This is a genomic window from Klebsiella sp. NPDC088457 (genome assembly GCF_044900465.1).
Classification (GTDB): Bacteria; Pseudomonadota; Gammaproteobacteria; order Enterobacterales; family Enterobacteriaceae; genus Klebsiella.
Genome location: NZ_JBJDNH010000008.1, coordinates 111,988 through 126,742 on the forward strand (window position 1 = coordinate 111,988; position 14,755 = coordinate 126,742).

The 14,755-nt window shown below is 55.0% G+C and carries 15 protein-coding genes; 9 read left to right on the forward strand and 6 right to left on the reverse strand.

Going from position 1 to position 14,755, the window contains the following annotated elements; translation table 11 throughout:
* Nucleotides 1-5: 5 nt before the first annotated feature.
* Nucleotides 6-560 (reverse strand): YbhB/YbcL family Raf kinase inhibitor-like protein, encoded by a 555-nt coding sequence (locus tag ACI2JR_RS07360; protein WP_462478234.1) that lies wholly within the window; start codon nt 558-560, stop codon nt 6-8.
* 190 nt (nt 561-750) lie between these two features.
* Here ACI2JR_RS07360 and rlmI point away from each other — a divergent pair, with 190 nt between their 5' ends.
* Nucleotides 751-1,953 carry a 23S rRNA (cytosine(1962)-C(5))-methyltransferase RlmI gene (rlmI, locus tag ACI2JR_RS07365; protein ID WP_132727423.1) on the forward strand — a complete coding sequence of 401 codons (1,203 nt, stop codon included), beginning with the start codon at nt 751-753 and terminating at the stop codon, nt 1,951-1,953.
* 58 nt (nt 1,954-2,011) lie between these two features.
* A complete protein-coding gene (gene hspQ, locus ACI2JR_RS07370; protein WP_132727426.1) occupies nt 2,012-2,329 on the forward strand; it encodes a heat shock protein HspQ in 318 nt (105 codons plus the stop codon).
* A 33-nt stretch (nt 2,330-2,362) separates the two neighbouring features.
* Here hspQ and ACI2JR_RS07375 read toward each other — a convergent pair whose 3' ends face one another.
* Complete coding sequence (locus tag ACI2JR_RS07375) at nt 2,363-2,776, reverse strand: CoA-binding protein (RefSeq protein WP_462478235.1); 414 nt, start codon at nt 2,774-2,776, stop codon at nt 2,363-2,365.
* Between the two features lie 154 nt (nt 2,777-2,930).
* Here ACI2JR_RS07375 and mgsA point away from each other — a divergent pair, with 154 nt between their 5' ends.
* A complete protein-coding gene (gene mgsA / locus ACI2JR_RS07380; protein WP_132727432.1) occupies nt 2,931-3,389 on the forward strand; it encodes a methylglyoxal synthase in 459 nt (152 codons plus the stop codon).
* 28 nt (nt 3,390-3,417) lie between these two features.
* On the opposite strand, the gene helD is transcribed toward mgsA, so the two are convergent.
* Nucleotides 3,418-5,472, reverse strand: a complete 2,055-nt coding sequence (gene helD / locus ACI2JR_RS07385; protein ID WP_462478236.1) for a DNA helicase IV — start codon at nt 5,470-5,472, stop codon at nt 3,418-3,420.
* Between the two features lie 122 nt (nt 5,473-5,594).
* Between helD and ACI2JR_RS07390 the strand changes: the two genes are divergently transcribed.
* Both ACI2JR_RS07390 and yccS read left to right on the forward strand, forming a co-directional pair.
* Nucleotides 5,595-6,041, forward strand: coding sequence for a YccF domain-containing protein (locus ACI2JR_RS07390; RefSeq protein ID WP_132727438.1), 447 nt, complete (start codon nt 5,595-5,597; stop codon nt 6,039-6,041).
* A 17-nt stretch (nt 6,042-6,058) separates the two neighbouring features.
* Nucleotides 6,059-8,194, forward strand: a complete 2,136-nt coding sequence (gene yccS / locus ACI2JR_RS07395) for a YccS family putative transporter (protein ID WP_132727441.1) — start codon at nt 6,059-6,061, stop codon at nt 8,192-8,194.
* 3 nt (nt 8,195-8,197) lie between these two features.
* Here yccS and ACI2JR_RS07400 read toward each other — a convergent pair whose 3' ends face one another.
* On the reverse strand, nt 8,198-8,806 hold the full coding sequence (locus tag ACI2JR_RS07400; RefSeq protein ID WP_165905660.1) for a TfoX/Sxy family DNA transformation protein: 609 nt from the start codon (nt 8,804-8,806) through the stop codon (nt 8,198-8,200).
* 457 nt (nt 8,807-9,263) lie between these two features.
* Between ACI2JR_RS07400 and sulA the strand changes: the two genes are divergently transcribed.
* A complete protein-coding gene (gene sulA / locus ACI2JR_RS07405) occupies nt 9,264-9,773 on the forward strand; it encodes an SOS-induced cell division inhibitor SulA (RefSeq protein ID WP_132727446.1) in 510 nt (169 codons plus the stop codon).
* A gap of 352 nt (nt 9,774-10,125) precedes the next feature.
* Nucleotides 10,126-11,193, forward strand: coding sequence for a porin OmpA (gene ompA, locus ACI2JR_RS07410; RefSeq protein ID WP_132727449.1), 1,068 nt, complete (start codon nt 10,126-10,128; stop codon nt 11,191-11,193).
* A 106-nt stretch (nt 11,194-11,299) separates the two neighbouring features.
* Here ompA and matP read toward each other — a convergent pair whose 3' ends face one another.
* Entirely contained in the window at nt 11,300-11,755 is a 456-nt protein-coding gene (gene matP, locus ACI2JR_RS07415) for a macrodomain Ter protein MatP (RefSeq protein ID WP_462478237.1), read from the reverse strand.
* A gap of 185 nt (nt 11,756-11,940) precedes the next feature.
* Here matP and ACI2JR_RS07420 point away from each other — a divergent pair, with 185 nt between their 5' ends.
* Entirely contained in the window at nt 11,941-13,698 is a 1,758-nt protein-coding gene (locus ACI2JR_RS07420; RefSeq protein ID WP_132727455.1) for an AAA family ATPase, read from the forward strand.
* A 70-nt stretch (nt 13,699-13,768) separates the two neighbouring features.
* Nucleotides 13,769-14,287, forward strand: a complete 519-nt coding sequence (gene fabA, locus ACI2JR_RS07425) for a bifunctional 3-hydroxydecanoyl-ACP dehydratase/trans-2-decenoyl-ACP isomerase (protein WP_002898398.1) — start codon at nt 13,769-13,771, stop codon at nt 14,285-14,287.
* Nucleotides 14,288-14,361: 74 nt separating this feature from the next.
* On the opposite strand, the gene rmf is transcribed toward fabA, so the two are convergent.
* Entirely contained in the window at nt 14,362-14,529 is a 168-nt protein-coding gene (gene rmf, locus ACI2JR_RS07430) for a ribosome modulation factor (RefSeq protein ID WP_004871568.1), read from the reverse strand.
* Nucleotides 14,530-14,755 lie beyond the last annotated feature (226 nt).

Below are 14,755 nucleotides of genomic sequence, written 5' to 3' on the forward strand. Positions count from 1 at the left end.
GTCGTTTAGCGCCCCGCCATCGCCGTCAGCTGCGCGCTGGCGATGGCATGGCCGTGCAGCTGAAAGCCAACTAACGCGCCGCTGGCCTGGGCATCTATCGGTAATGCTGGCGTATCCAGCGCCCACACCGTAAAGCGGTAACGGTGAGGCTTGTCCCCGGCAGGTGGGCACGCTCCGCCGAATCCCGCATAGCCGAAATCATTCCGCCCCTGAACCGCGCCGACAGGCAGTGTAGCGCTATTTTTATCCCCGGCACCAGCCGCCAGCTGAGAAACCGCTGGCGGGATATTGACTACCGTCCAGTGCCACCAGCCGCTGCCGCTGGGGGCATCCGGGTCATAAGCGGTCACCGCAAAACTCCGGGTTCCCGGCGGCGCATTTTCCCAGGCCAGCTGCGGTGAGATATTGTCGCCGCTGCAGCCAAAACCGTTAAACCGCTGTGCTATCGCCAGAGTGCCACCTTCACGCATGTCGCTACTGGTGACGCGAAACGGTGCAGCCGCCGCGCCGGTACCGCTCATCGCCATCATGATAGCCGCTAACCAGGATCCTGTTTTCATCGTATTTTCCTCCGTTGGGTGAGGAAACACTGTAAGATCGAGCGCAGGTTTTTATTGTGCCGAAGCGCCTGCGTTTTGTGCCGAAACGCTCACCCGCCGACGCAGGCGGAATGATGCTTGCGCCGGTCACTTGTGCTAACCTACGCGCCATTTTTCGGTGCCGACATTCCCGTTGCTTAAAGGTAGCCCCATGACAGACTCCATTTATCCCCGCTTAGTGTTAACCAAAGGACGCGAGAAATCTCTGCTGCGTCGTCACCCCTGGATTTTCTCCGGCGCCGTCGCCCGTCTGGAAGGGAAAGCCCGCTCCGGTGAAACCATCGACATCGTTGATTCTCAGGGGAAATGGCTGGCCCGCGGCGCCTGGTCACCCTCTTCACAGATTCGCGCGCGCGTCTGGAGCTTCGATCGTCACGAAGCTATCGACAACGCCTTTTTCGAGCGCCGCCTGCAACAGGCGCAGAGCTGGCGTGAATGGCTGGCGGCGCGCGACGGTCTTGACAGCTACCGCCTGATTGCCGGTGAGTCCGACGGGCTTCCGGGGGTGACGATTGACCGTTTTGGCAACTTTTTCGTGCTGCAGCTGCTGAGCGCCGGGGCCGAGTACCAGCGCGCAGCCATCGTCAGCGCACTACAAACCCTGTTCCCGGCCTGCTCCATTTACGATCGCAGCGATGTCGCGGTACGTAAAAAAGAAGGTCTGGAGCTGGCGCAGGGCCTGGTTACCGGCGAACTGCCGCCGGCGCTGCTGCCGATCGCCGAACACGGCATGCAGCTGTTGGTCGATATTCAGGGCGGTCACAAAACCGGTTACTACCTCGACCAGCGCGATAGCCGCCTGGCGACCCGCCGCTACGTTGCCGACAAACGGGTACTGAACTGCTTCTCCTATACCGGCGGTTTCGCCGTCTCTGCATTGATCGGCGGCTGCCGCCAGGTCATCAGCGTCGATACGTCGCAGGAAGCGCTGGACGTCGCCAGACAAAACGTTGAGCTGAATAAACTGGATCTGTCGAAAGCCGAATTTGTCCGCGACGATGTTTTTAAACTGCTGCGCAAATATCGCGATCAGGGGGAGAAGTTCGATGTTATCGTCATGGATCCACCGAAATTTGTTGAGAACAAGAGCCAGCTGATGGGCGCCTGCCGCGGCTATAAAGACATCAATATGTTGGCTATCCAGCTGCTGAATCCCGGCGGCATCCTGCTGACCTTCTCCTGCTCTGGCTTAATGGCGACCGATTTATTTCAGAAAATCATTGCCGATGCCGCAATTGATGCCGGACGTGATGTACAATTTATAGAACAGTTCCGTCAGGCTGCCGATCACCCGGTGATTGCAACCTACCCGGAAGGGCTGTATCTGAAAGGGTTTGCCTGTCGCATCATGTAACTTGAAAAGCGGAACATTGCCCGCATATAGCAGGTAATATGTTTCCCAGGAGGTGCCTATGATTGCCAGCAAATTCGGTATCGGCCAGCAGGTCCGCCATACGCTGTTGGGCTACCTCGGCGTGGTCGTTGATATCGATCCAGAATACTCGCTCGCGGAACCGGAAGAGGATGAAATTGCCGCCAATGACGAACTGCGGGCGTCGCCCTGGTATCATGTGGTCATGGAAGATGAGGACGGCCAGCCGATCCACACTTATCTTGCAGAAGCGCAGCTGAGCAGCGAAGCCAGCGATGAACACCCGGAGCAGCCGTCCATGGATGAGCTGGCCAGAACGATTCGCCAGCAGCTGCAGGCACCGCGATTACGTAACTAATGTGAAAAACCCCGCGATGGCGGGGTTTTTTGTTTATTTCGCCAGCCCTAAGCGCGGTATTTCAATCGCCGGGCAGCGATCCATCACCACGTTCAGCCCCGCGTCGCGCGCCAGGACGGCGGCCTGCTCATTAATCACGCCCAGCTGTAACCACAGCGTTTTCGCCCCAATGGCTATCGCCTCCTGCGCGACGCCCCACGCCGCGTCGGAATGACGGAAAACATCAACCATATCCACTTTTTCCGGTATATCGGCAAGGGTGGCGTAACCTTTCTGCCCCATCAGCGTCGTGCCGGCCACCTTCGGCGAGACCGGGATCACGTGATACCCCTGTTCCAGAAGATATTTCATTACCCGATAGCTGGGACGATCGGGTTTGTCACTCGCCCCCACCAGCGCAATCGTCTGTGTTGAGGTGAGAATGTCTGCGATATCGTTCTCTGTCATATTTTCCTCCCGCTATTTAGGCCAAGTGTAAGCTAATCCGGGTAAACGAGCCATTCCTCCTGATTAACGGATACGTCAAAAATTTTCACCGCGGCGCTTGCAGCCGCAGTCACTTCCAGTAATCTGTCTGCTGGTCAAAATGTGGAATGAAATTATGGAACTGACGACACGTACGTTACCAGCGCGCAAACATATCGCGCTGGTTGCTCACGATCACTGCAAAGATATGCTGATGAAATGGGTGGCGCGCCACCAGGCGCTGCTGGCTCAACACGAGCTTTATGCCACCGGTACCACCGGTAACCTTATCTCCCGCGCAACCGGGCTTGAGGTAAATGCGATGCTGAGCGGGCCGATGGGCGGCGATCAGCAGGTCGGCGCGCTGATCGCCGAAGGCAAAATCGATGTGCTGATTTTCTTCTGGGACCCGCTTAACGCCGTACCGCACGACCCGGACGTCAAAGCGCTGCTGCGCCTGGCAACGGTGTGGAATATCCCGGTAGCGACAAACGCCTCAACGGCCGACTTTATTATTCTGTCTCCGCACTTTAGCGAACCGCTCGATATCCTGATTCCGGATTATCAACGCTATCTCGCCGACCGCCTGAAGTAAGCCATGCTGGCGGACCGGCCGCCAGCGATTACGGTTTTCTCGCCACAGGAACATCAAGCTCTTCTAATATTTCGACAAACGGCGAAGGCCGCGCCTTGTTGAACAGCAACCAGACGCGAAGACGCGCGCGAGTGATGGCGACATACAGTAACCGCCGCTCTTCCGCATCCTGGAAATCTTCCGGTTGCGGCAACAGCGCCTGCTCCATGATGGATTCCCTGGCCGGGGCCGGAAAGGCATCGTCGCCCTCCTGCAGCCCGAGGACAATCACGTAATCCGCCTGTTGCCCTTTACTGGCGTGAATAGTCATAAAATCGAGCTGCAAATGCGGCCAGCGCGTCGCCGCTTTCTCCAGCGCATCGGGTTTCAGATGATGGTAGCGCGCCAGCAGCAGGATCCGCTGCTCCGGCTTCACATAGCCGCTAAGCTTATCGAGCAGCTCGTCGAGCTTATCGTCAGCCAGCAAGGTCACGGCCTTTTTATCTCCGGCCGTCAGGCTGTTCAACGGTTTGCTTAGCTGATGCGGGTTTTGCTGAATAAAACCGTTCGCCACTTCACCAATACGGCCATTAAAGCGGTAGGTGGTATCCAGCGCACAGCAATCCCCCTCGCCAAAATAGTGGTTGAAGGCGGTGGTCAGGGAGAGCTGCGCGCCGCTGAAGCGGTAAATAGCCTGCCAGTCGTCGCCCACGGCAAAGAGCGTGGTCTGCGTGTTCTGCCGGCGCAGTGCGGCAAGCAAGGCGGCGCGCTGCGGAGAGATATCCTGAAATTCATCCACCAGGATATGCTTCCACGGGCTGACAAAACGCCCCTTATCCAGAATATTAATCGCCTGATGTATCAGGCCGGAAAAATCGACCGCGTTTTCGTCTTTCAGCGCCGTTTTCCAGGCCTTAAGCAGCGGCGCCATCAGTTTAACGCGCTTGCCGAACAGATCCCGCACCTCTTCTGGCGCGCCGGCGATCATCTCCGCCTGCGATCCCCCGTGCATGCGCATCAGGCTGACCCAGCGATCGAGGCGGCTGGATATCCGTCGCTGTATTTTTTTGTCCTGCCAGAATTCACCGTCCGGTACCTGCCACGCCATCTCTTCTTCCAGCCACTGGCGCCAGCCTTTGGCCTGCGCCTTTTTCTCCTGGCACTGCAGGCACCAGTGTTTCAGCAACAGCGCCTGACGAGCGGCGCTATCGCTCTCCAGCCTGCTGATGGCCGGCACTTTTTTACTGCCCTGCTGAATAATATGCAACGCCAGAGAGTGGAAAGTGCGTGCCGTAATCTCTTCGCTGCTTAACCGTTCGCGGATGCGCTCATCCATCTCCTGGGCCGCCTGGCGCCCAAATGCCAGCAGCAGGATCTGGTCAGGCGCGGCTTCGCCTCGCGTTAACAACCATCCGGCACGCGCCACCAGCACCGACGTTTTTCCGCTGCCGGCGCCGGCAAGCACCAGCAAAGAGCGCTCGCCGTTAACCACCGCCCGCGCCTGCGCCGGATTAAGCGGCGATGATTCGACTCCGGCAAAAAAACCGCGGTATTGCTCCAGCATCGACGCTGTAAAAGCCTGATTATGCGCAAGCCGGGCTTCTTCCGTATCACCCAACCAGCTCTGGCACTGCTGCCACAGCTCACGGCAGTTCTCGAAAGCGTCAAGCCGGCTGGTGGGCATCGGCAGCCCTTTCAGCGCACGGCGTATTTTACTCTGCACGTCAGCGACCTGCTGGCGGGTCAACCACTTCCCTTCCGCGCTGGAACGAGCGACTTCCGCCAGCTGCTGGCGCAGAACATCAGCCGCAATGTCGCTCATTTCCGCGCTCCACTGCTGCCAGAGAGTATTCAGATGATGAAAGAAACGCTGCGTTTCGTTCCACTCGGTGCCATGCAAACGCACAACCTTGCTGTCCGGCAGCACAAACTCCAGCTCGCCCCAGACCAGGCCACGCTTACAATGAACTGACAATAACTGATTGAAAGGTATAAGATACTCATGGTTATCGCCGGAAACTTTTACTCCGGCATTAAGCAGTTGCACCCTATCGTAAGGGTGCTGTGCCATGCGTTTGCCCAATGTTGTCGCTTTAAGTTCCATATAATGCCGAATTTCAATCAGGTTGGATGTTTTTAAGTTTAACCGCCAGCGACCAGGTGCTCCAGCGTAAAAAACGTTACAATGGTCAGGTCTTATTATCTCCAGGACTGAACAGAGGGTTTATGCGTACCATTCTGAATATTTTGAACTTTATACTTGGCGGTTTCGCCACCACCCTGGGTTGGCTGCTGGCGACATTGGTCAGCATCGTCCTGATCTTCACCCTGCCGTTAACCCGCTCGTGCTGGGAAATTACCCGATTGTCTCTTCTGCCCTATGGTAACGAGGCAATTCATGTCGACGAACTCGAACCGCAGGGGAAAAATAGCCTGCTGAATGCCGGCGGCACCATCCTGAATATACTGTGGTTTATCTTTTTTGGCTGGTGGCTGTGCCTGATGCACATCTTCAGCGGCATCGCCCAGTGTCTGACGATCATCGGTATCCCGGTCGGTATTGCCAACTTTAAAATCGCCGCCATTGCCCTGTGGCCGGTGGGGCGCAGAGTAGTTTCCGTCGAAACGGCCCGCGCCGCGCGTGAGGCGAATGCACGCCGTCGCTTTCAGTAACCGGACGGAATACGATCATGCTTAGCCCCCTGCTACGCCGTTATACATGGAACAGCGCCTGGTTATACAACGCCAGGATTTTTATCGCCCTGTGCGGCACGACCGCCGTTCCATGGTGGCTCGGCGAAGTAAAACTGACCATCCCCCTGACGCTTGGGGTCGTTGCCGCCGCGTTGACCGACCTCGACGATCGCCTCACCGGACGGTTACGCAATCTGGCCATTACCCTGGTGTGCTTTTTTATTGCTTCCGCCTCGGTGGAACTGCTCTTTCCCTGGCCCTGGCTGTTTGCGCTCGGTTTAACGCTTTCCACCACCGGCTTCATTTTGCTCGGCGGGCTGGGACAGCGTTACGCCACGATCGCATTCGGCGCCCTGCTGATCGCCATTTATACCATGCTAGGGGTGACGCTCTACGATCGCTGGTATCTGCAACCGCTGTTCCTGTTGACCGGGGCCGTCTGGTACAACCTCCTGACGCTGGCCGGGCACATCATTTTCCCGATTCGCCCGCTTCAGGACAATCTTGCGCGCAGCTATGAGCAGCTGGCACGTTACCTGGAGCTCAAGTCCCGCCTGTTTGACCCGGATATTGAAGATGAAAGTCAGGCGCCGCTCTACGATTTAGCCATTGCCAATGGCCAGCTGGTCACAACGCTCAATCAGACGAAAACCTCGCTGCTGACTCGCCTGCGCGGCGACCGCGGGCAGCGCGGCACCCGTCGAACGCTGCAGTATTATTTTGTTGCCCAGGACATCCATGAGCGCGCCAGCTCATCGCATATTCAGTATCAGACGCTGCGCGATCATTTCCGCTATAGCGATGTGATGTTTCGCTTCCAGCGGATGCTGTCGATGCAGGCGCAGGCGTGTCAGAAACTCTCCCGCGCAATTCTTTTACGCGAGCCTTATCAGCACGATGCCCATTTTGAACGGGCATTTATGCACCTTGATGCCGCCCTCGATCGCGTTCGGGCCAGCGGAGCGCCAGCGGAACAGGTGAAAGCGCTCGGCTTCCTGCTGAATAATTTACGCGCGATTGATGCGCAGCTGGCGACCATTGAGTCAGTACAAACGATTACGCCATCAACCAGCAATACCGAAAGCTTGCTCTCAGACGACAGGCTCAGCGGTTTCAGTGATATCTGGCTACGCCTGCGGCGCAATATGTCGCCGGAGTCGGCCCTGTTTCGCCATGCCGTGCGGATGTCGTTAGTGCTGTGCGCAGGCTATGCGTTTATTCAGTTCACCGGATTAGATCATGGTTACTGGATCCTCCTGACCAGCCTGTTTGTCTGTCAGCCGAACTATAACGCCACCCGCCATCGGCTGGCGCTGAGGATTATCGGGACGTTGATCGGGGTAGCGATTGGCCTGCCGATACTGCTGCTGGTACCGTCAGTTGAAGGCCAGCTGCTGCTGATTGTCCTGACCGGCGTACTGTTCTTTGCGTTTCGCAACGTACAGTATGCCCACGCGACGATGTTTATCACCCTGCTGGTCCTGCTGTGCTTTAACCTGCTGGGAGAAGGGTTCGAGGTGGCATTGCCACGCATCATCGATACTCTGATTGGCTGTGCTATCGCCTGGGCGGCGGTGAGCTTTATCTGGCCGGACTGGAAGTTCCGCAATTTGCCGCGCGCGCTGGACCAGGCGCTCAATGCCAACTGCCGCTACCTGGATGCTATCCTCGAACAGTATCATCAGGGGCGCGATAACCGCCTGGCCTACCGCGTTGCACGTCGGGATGCACACAGCCGGGATGGTGAACTCGCCTCGGTGGTCTCTAACCTGTCGACGGAACCGCGCGCAGACTCGACCCTGCGCGAAACGGCATTCCGTTTACTGTGCCTGAACCATACGTTTACCAGCTATATTTCGGCGCTGGGCGCGCACCGGGAAAAACTCTCTACCCCGGAGATACTGGCTCTCCTTGATGATGCCGTCTGCTATGTTGATGATGGGCTGCACCACACGCCAGCCGACGAACAGCGGGTGCAGCAGGCACTCAGCAGTTTGCAAACCCGGATCCAACATCTCGAGCCGCGCGCCGACAGTAAAGAACCGCTGGTGCTCCAGCAGGTCGGTCTGCTACTGGCGCTGTTACCGGAAATCTGCCGGCTGCAAAAGCAGGTAGCGGTTCACCCTGAGTAAACATCAATACCTCCGGGGTTGGGCACCAGCCCACTCTTTGAGCTCCTGACGCCGTTGCGTCGGGAGCGCCGCGGCGTGAACGCCGGCGATCGCGCCTTCCAGCGAATAGAGAACATTTAGCGTCAGGGCCTTATTCAACTCACGTAATTTCAACCAGACCTTCTCCGCGCCAAGATGACGTAGGGTCTGTTCATCAGTGACGCCTGCGTTAATCAACAGTAGCTCCATGTGAAAGCTAATATTTGGCAGGTCTTTCAACCTCCCGCCATCACGCTGTCGCCTCTTTTCATTACGCGCGGTTTGCAACGAGCACGCCGACAGGTTGAATAGCATTTTGCTATCGCGCCAAAGCGTTTCGTCAATCTGATAGTATTTCAGCGACACCGGACGGCCATTTTTGCGCATCGTCAAAGGGGGATTCGCATGCTCCCCACAGTAGGCCGCACTCTGTTCGCAAACCCGAAGATAGATTTCGCCTTCCGCCACCATGGCAAAAACCGTATCCTCTATCGCCAGGCTATAACCGCCAAATAATGGACGACAGCTTATTTTACCTAATGAAGATAAACATTCCTGAAATTGATGGAACCGTAAAGATGAAATTTTCTTCATGATTATTCCTTTGTTAATCATGCAAATAGAGGATAATTTATGAACGGATCCGCTAATATAGAAAATAAGTGACTTCTTTTATTGCGGCAAGATGATTTTGCCGTTCATCTCAATTAACTCATCATTTTGCGAGGGGCTTTCAGGAAACTGGCGCCCCGATATGGCAAATATATAAGTGGAAAAATAGACAAGCCGTAGTGAGTGAGATTCAGGTGAATAGATGGGCTATCGGCGGGGCTGGCACCGGCGCTCAATTCGTTCGGGCGGTAAACTCCCCCTCCCGACGACTGGCCAGAAAAAATTTACATCTCTCCTCTCCCAACGCCAGCACGGGTTGGCACGGTTCGGGCACTGCTTCATGTATGAATATTGACCAACAAGATGAGAAATGAGGTTGATCTTTTCCCCTGCTGGATATACTGTATATGCATACAGTAACCCACAGGCGGGACAGACTATGTTGACTTCAGCTTATGCAAATCGTTCATCACTGACTTCTGCTTCAGTACGTCGCCACTCGCATGACGTCGTCGAACAACCAGCCAGCGGGCTGATTAGTGAAATTGTCTACCGTGAAGATCAGCCGATGATGACACAACTCCTCCTGCTGCCTTTATTACAACAGCTTGGCCAGCAGTCTCGCTGGCAGCTCTGGTTAACACCGAAGCAGAAGTTAAGTCGCGAATGGGTCCAGTCTTCCGGCCTGCCACTATCGAAAGTTATGCAGATCAGCCAGCTGTCTCCCTACAACACTCTGGAATCAATGATCCGCGCGCTGCGTACCGGCAATTATAGCGTAGTGATCGGCTGGTTGGCAGATGAGCTGACGGCGGAAGAGCATGAACGCCTGGTTATCGCGGCGGAAGAAGGTCATGCGATGGGGTTCATCATGCGCCCGGTGGGAAATACGAGCCAGCATGGGAGACAACTCAGCGGGCTAAAAATTCACTCTAACTTGTACCATTAAGCTAAATTAGGATTAATCCTGGAATTTTTTTTGCTTCGCCAAAAGCCATTTTTTGACCGGGGTTATTTTTGCCGGAATGCCTGTCTGATGCGGTCTCGCGGCTTTATTTGCTGAATAAAAATCAACCATATTTGTTAAATGTTGTGTATACAACCCTTTTTTTTCATATGCCTGACAGAGTTCACACTTGTAAGTTTCGAACTAAGTTGTAGACTTTACATCGCCAGGGGTGATCGGCTTACGCTGCATGTATCAGCATAGTTAACAACAAGTCACGCCCCGGGTGAAGGATTTAACCGTGAGGTCTTTTGTACCTTCATGGCGAATTTTGGATGATAATGAGGCGCAAAAAATGAAAAAGACAGCTATCGCGATTGCAGTGGCACTGGCTGGCTTCGCTACCGTAGCGCAGGCCGCTCCGAAAGATAACACCTGGTATGCAGGTGGTAAACTGGGCTGGTCCCAGTATCACGATACCGGTTTCTACGGTAACGGCTTCCAGGGCAACAACGGCCCTACCCGTAACGATCAGCTGGGTGCTGGTGCGTTCGGTGGCTATCAGGTTAACCCGTACCTCGGTTTTGAAATGGGTTACGACTGGCTGGGCCGTATGGCTTATAAAGGCAGCGTAGACAACGGTGCTTTCAAAGCTCAGGGCGTTCAGCTGACTGCTAAACTGGGTTACCCGATCACTGACGATCTGGACATCTATACCCGTCTGGGTGGTATGGTCTGGCGTGCAGATGCTAAGGGCAACTACGCTTCTACCGGCGTTTCCCGTAGCGAACACGACACTGGCGTATCCCCGGTATTTGCTGGTGGTGTAGAGTGGGCTGTTACTCGTGACATCGCTACCCGTCTGGAATACCAGTGGGTTAACAACATCGGTGACGCAGGTACCGTTGGTACTCGTCCGGATAACGGCATGCTGAGCCTGGGTGTTTCCTACCGTTTCGGTCAGGAAGAAGCTCCGGTTGTTGCACCGGCTCCGGCTCCGGCTCCGGAAGTGACTACTAAGCACTTCACCCTGAAGTCTGACGTTCTGTTCAACTTCAACAAATCTACCCTGAAACCGGAAGGTCAGCAGGCTCTGGATCAGCTGTACACCCAGCTGAGCAACATGGATCCGAAAGACGGTTCTGCAGTGGTTCTGGGCTACACCGACCGTATCGGTTCTGACGCTTACAACCAGCAGCTGTCTGAGAAACGTGCTCAGTCCGTTGTTGATTACCTGGTTTCTAAAGGTATCCCGGCTGGCAAAATCTCCGCACGTGGTATGGGCGAATCCAACCCGGTTACCGGCAACACCTGTGACAACGTGAAAGCTCGCGCTGCACTGATCGACTGCCTGGCCCCGGATCGTCGCGTAGAGATCGAAGTTAAAGGTTACAAAGACGTAGTAACTCAGCCGCAGGCTTAAGTTTCACTACCGATAAAAAACCCCGCTGATGCGGGGTTTTTTTTAACTAAATTTTGGCGTTAACGCTAACAGCTGAGCCGACGACAATCCTGCGCCCTGCTTCCGGTTACGAATCTTTGCCCAGCAGTAGCTGTAGATCGTGCTTCAGGCTGGACATCTTGTTGGCATACTTCTCTTTATGCTCCGCGTCTTCAATCAGCTGTACGATGGTCTCGGACAGCGTTTTGCCACGCCGCTGCGCAAGCCCGGCCAGACGTTGCCAGACAACAAACTCCAGGTCGATCGACTTTTTACGCGTGTGCTGATGCTCGGCGTTAAAATGTCGCTTCCGACGCGCGCGGATAGTCTGCTTCATCCGGTTCATTAACTCCGGATTCATGTGCTGCTCAATCCAGGTATGCACCAGAACAGGTTCATTTTCGAGCGTCAGTAAGACATCGACCGCGGCTTTCGCAGCGCTGGCTTCAATGTAGCGGGTAATCAGCTCACCTTCCCGGTGCTTCTTTACCAGATATTTCCATTTCCAGCCGCTTTCAAGGTTTTTCAGTTGTTGATATTTCATTGCGATCTCAATGTGACCGTGTAACTCATTTCAGGATATCAGTTTTTTCCCAATGTGCTGAGAATAAATCATCATTCGTGATGCACGTAACCGGGTTATCGTCACCGCAAACACAATCAGCCGTGTGCTCAGACGCGGCATAAGGTATAATCGCGCGTTTTACATCTGACTAAAAAACAGCGACTTTGACCATTACGAAACTTACCCGAAACGACCTCGCTCCTGATACGGAAAGTTATCAGGCGCTGTTTGCACAAGCCGATTTAGCCCAGGCAGAGGCTTCCCTCTCAGGCGAACTGCAGCCCCGTTTATTCTATGGTCTGGAGCAGCTTCTGGTGACTCCGACCATTTCATCATTCATGCTGGTTAAGGCCCCGGAAGAACCCGAATATCTGCAATGGCTGACGACGGAAACACGCACCTTACATGAACCTGCAGCACCGCTGTACGGTGTTCGCTACCAGATCAATGGCGGAAACGTTACCCTCACGCCGGCGAAGACTGCCGACGATAATTTTGCCAGCACCGCGCCGGTTGAATCTGCCGACTGGATCGAAGCCGAACAGCTTTTTGGCTGCGTTCGCCAGTTTAACGGTGAAATATCCCTGCAGCCGGGGCTGGTTCACCGCACCAACGGCGGCGTGCTGATTATCTCCCTGCGCGCGCTACTCGCTCAGCCGCTGCTATGGATGCGCCTGAAAAATATGGTCACCCGCCAGCGTTTTGACTGGCTATCCATCGATGAATCCCGTCCTCTGCCGGTTAGCATTCCCTCCATGCCGCTCAGCCTGAAGGTGATTCTGGTTGGCGAGCGTGACGCCCTGGCCGATTTCCAGGAGATGGAGCCTGAGCTTTCTGCCCAGGCGATTTACAGCGAATACGAAGATAATCTGCAAATCACGGATGGCGAGACGCTGAAACAATGGTGTCAGTGGGTATGGCAAAACGCCCGACAGCTTGAACTGCCGGGACCGGCCGCTGATGCCTGGCCCCTGTTAATTCAGGAAGGCGCACGCTATACCGGCGACCAGGAGACGCTGCCGCTATCTCCGCTGTGGATTGCGCGCCAGCTGCGTGAAGCCGCGGCCTTCTGCGAAGGCGAGCAGATCACGGCAGAAGAGATGCAGACCATGCTGGCCCGCCGCGAGTGGCGTGAGGGTTATCTCGCCGAGCGGATGCAGGATGAAATCCTGCAGGAACAGATATTAATTGAAACCGAAGGCGAGTGCATCGGCCAGATTAATGCCCTGTCGGTGATCGAATTCCCTGGCCACCCGCGCGCATTTGGCGAGCCGTCGCGTATCAGTTGCGTAGTCCACATCGGTGATGGTGAGTTTATCGACGTTGAACGTAAGGCGGAGCTGGGCGGCAACATTCACGCCAAAGGTATGATGATCATGCAGGCGTTTCTGATGTCCGAACTGGAACTCGAGCAACAGCTCCCCTTCACCGCCTCGTTGACCTTCGAGCAATCCTACAGTGAAGTGGACGGCGATAGCGCCTCCATGGCCGAGCTATGCGCCTTAATCAGCGCCCTGGCGAGCGTGCCGATTCATCAGAGCATTGCCGTTACCGGTTCAGTCGATCAGTTTGGTCGCGTACAGCCGGTCGGTGGGCTCAATGAGAAAATTGAAGGCTTCTTCGCCATTTGCCAGCAGCGCGGGCTGACCGGTAAACAAGGCGTCATCATCCCAGCGGCGAATATTCGCCACCTGAGTCTGTCAGCAGACCTGCAGCAGGCGGTGGCGGAAGAACAGTTTTTCATCTGGGCGGTGGAAGATGTCACTGAAGCGTTACCCATTTTGACCCAGCTGCTATGGGATGGCGAAGGGCAAACTTTACGGCAAACCATTCAGGAACGGATTGCGCAGGCGACCCAGCAAGAGAATCGCCATCGTTTTCCGTGGCCGCTACGCTGGTTAGGTGGTTCAGGTTCTAACTGATCGGACTTGTTCAGCTTACACGTGTTAGCTATCCTGCGTCCCGAACTCAAAATAAGGCTTACTGAAAACAATGGTAGATAAACGCGAATCCTATACAAAAGAAGACCTTCTTGCCTCTGGTCGTGGTGAACTGTTTGGTGCGAAAGGCCCGCAGTTGCCAGCGCCGAATATGCTGATGATGGACCGCGTCATCAAAATGACCGAAACGGGTGGTAACTACGATAAAGGTTATGTTGAAGCAGAACTCGATATTAACCCGGACCTGTGGTTCTTCGGTTGCCACTTTATCGGCGATCCGGTAATGCCGGGTTGTCTGGGTCTGGATGCCATGTGGCAGCTGGTTGGTTTCTATCTGGGCTGGCTCGGCGGCGAAGGCAAAGGCCGTGCGCTGGGCGTGGGTGAAGTGAAATTCACCGGCCAGGTACTGCCGACGGCGAAGAAAGTGACCTACCGTATTCACTTCAAACGCATTGTTAACCGTCGTCTGATTATGGGCCTGGCGGATGGCGAAGTACTGGTTGACGATCGTCTGATCTACACCGCCAACGATCTGAAAGTAGGCCTGTTCCAGGACACTTCCGCGTTCTGATAAGCCGTCATGCTGTAATGCTGTAAACAAGGCGAAGCCCCCGCTCTGCGGAGGCTTCTTTTTTAAAGAGACAGTCAGGCAGTTTGTACCCTGTCCTCCATGGCTTCTCGCCAGCCTCCTAGCCAGTAGGACCTTTGGTTCAAGGTCTGGTAGGGACACATTTCTTTCGATCTTCCGGTTATCCCGGCCTGATATCCACGCTGATGTGCCCGTTCCAGGCGATCTCGTTTTTGTCTCTTCATGCCTCGTTTCCCTCATTATCTGATCTGGTGGAAAAGAAAACAGTGGTCACTAAATATGCAACCACGGTTAACGAATACCGCGAATCTGAGGCAACGTCAATGCGCAAAATTCACGCCATTGTCATAATTGTGAGCTACATGAAAGTTCATTTGTACAAAAACTGTGAACCGGGACAAGTAACAACCTGACGAGAAAATAAAAAAGCCGCGGTGGTTTTTCAGACCA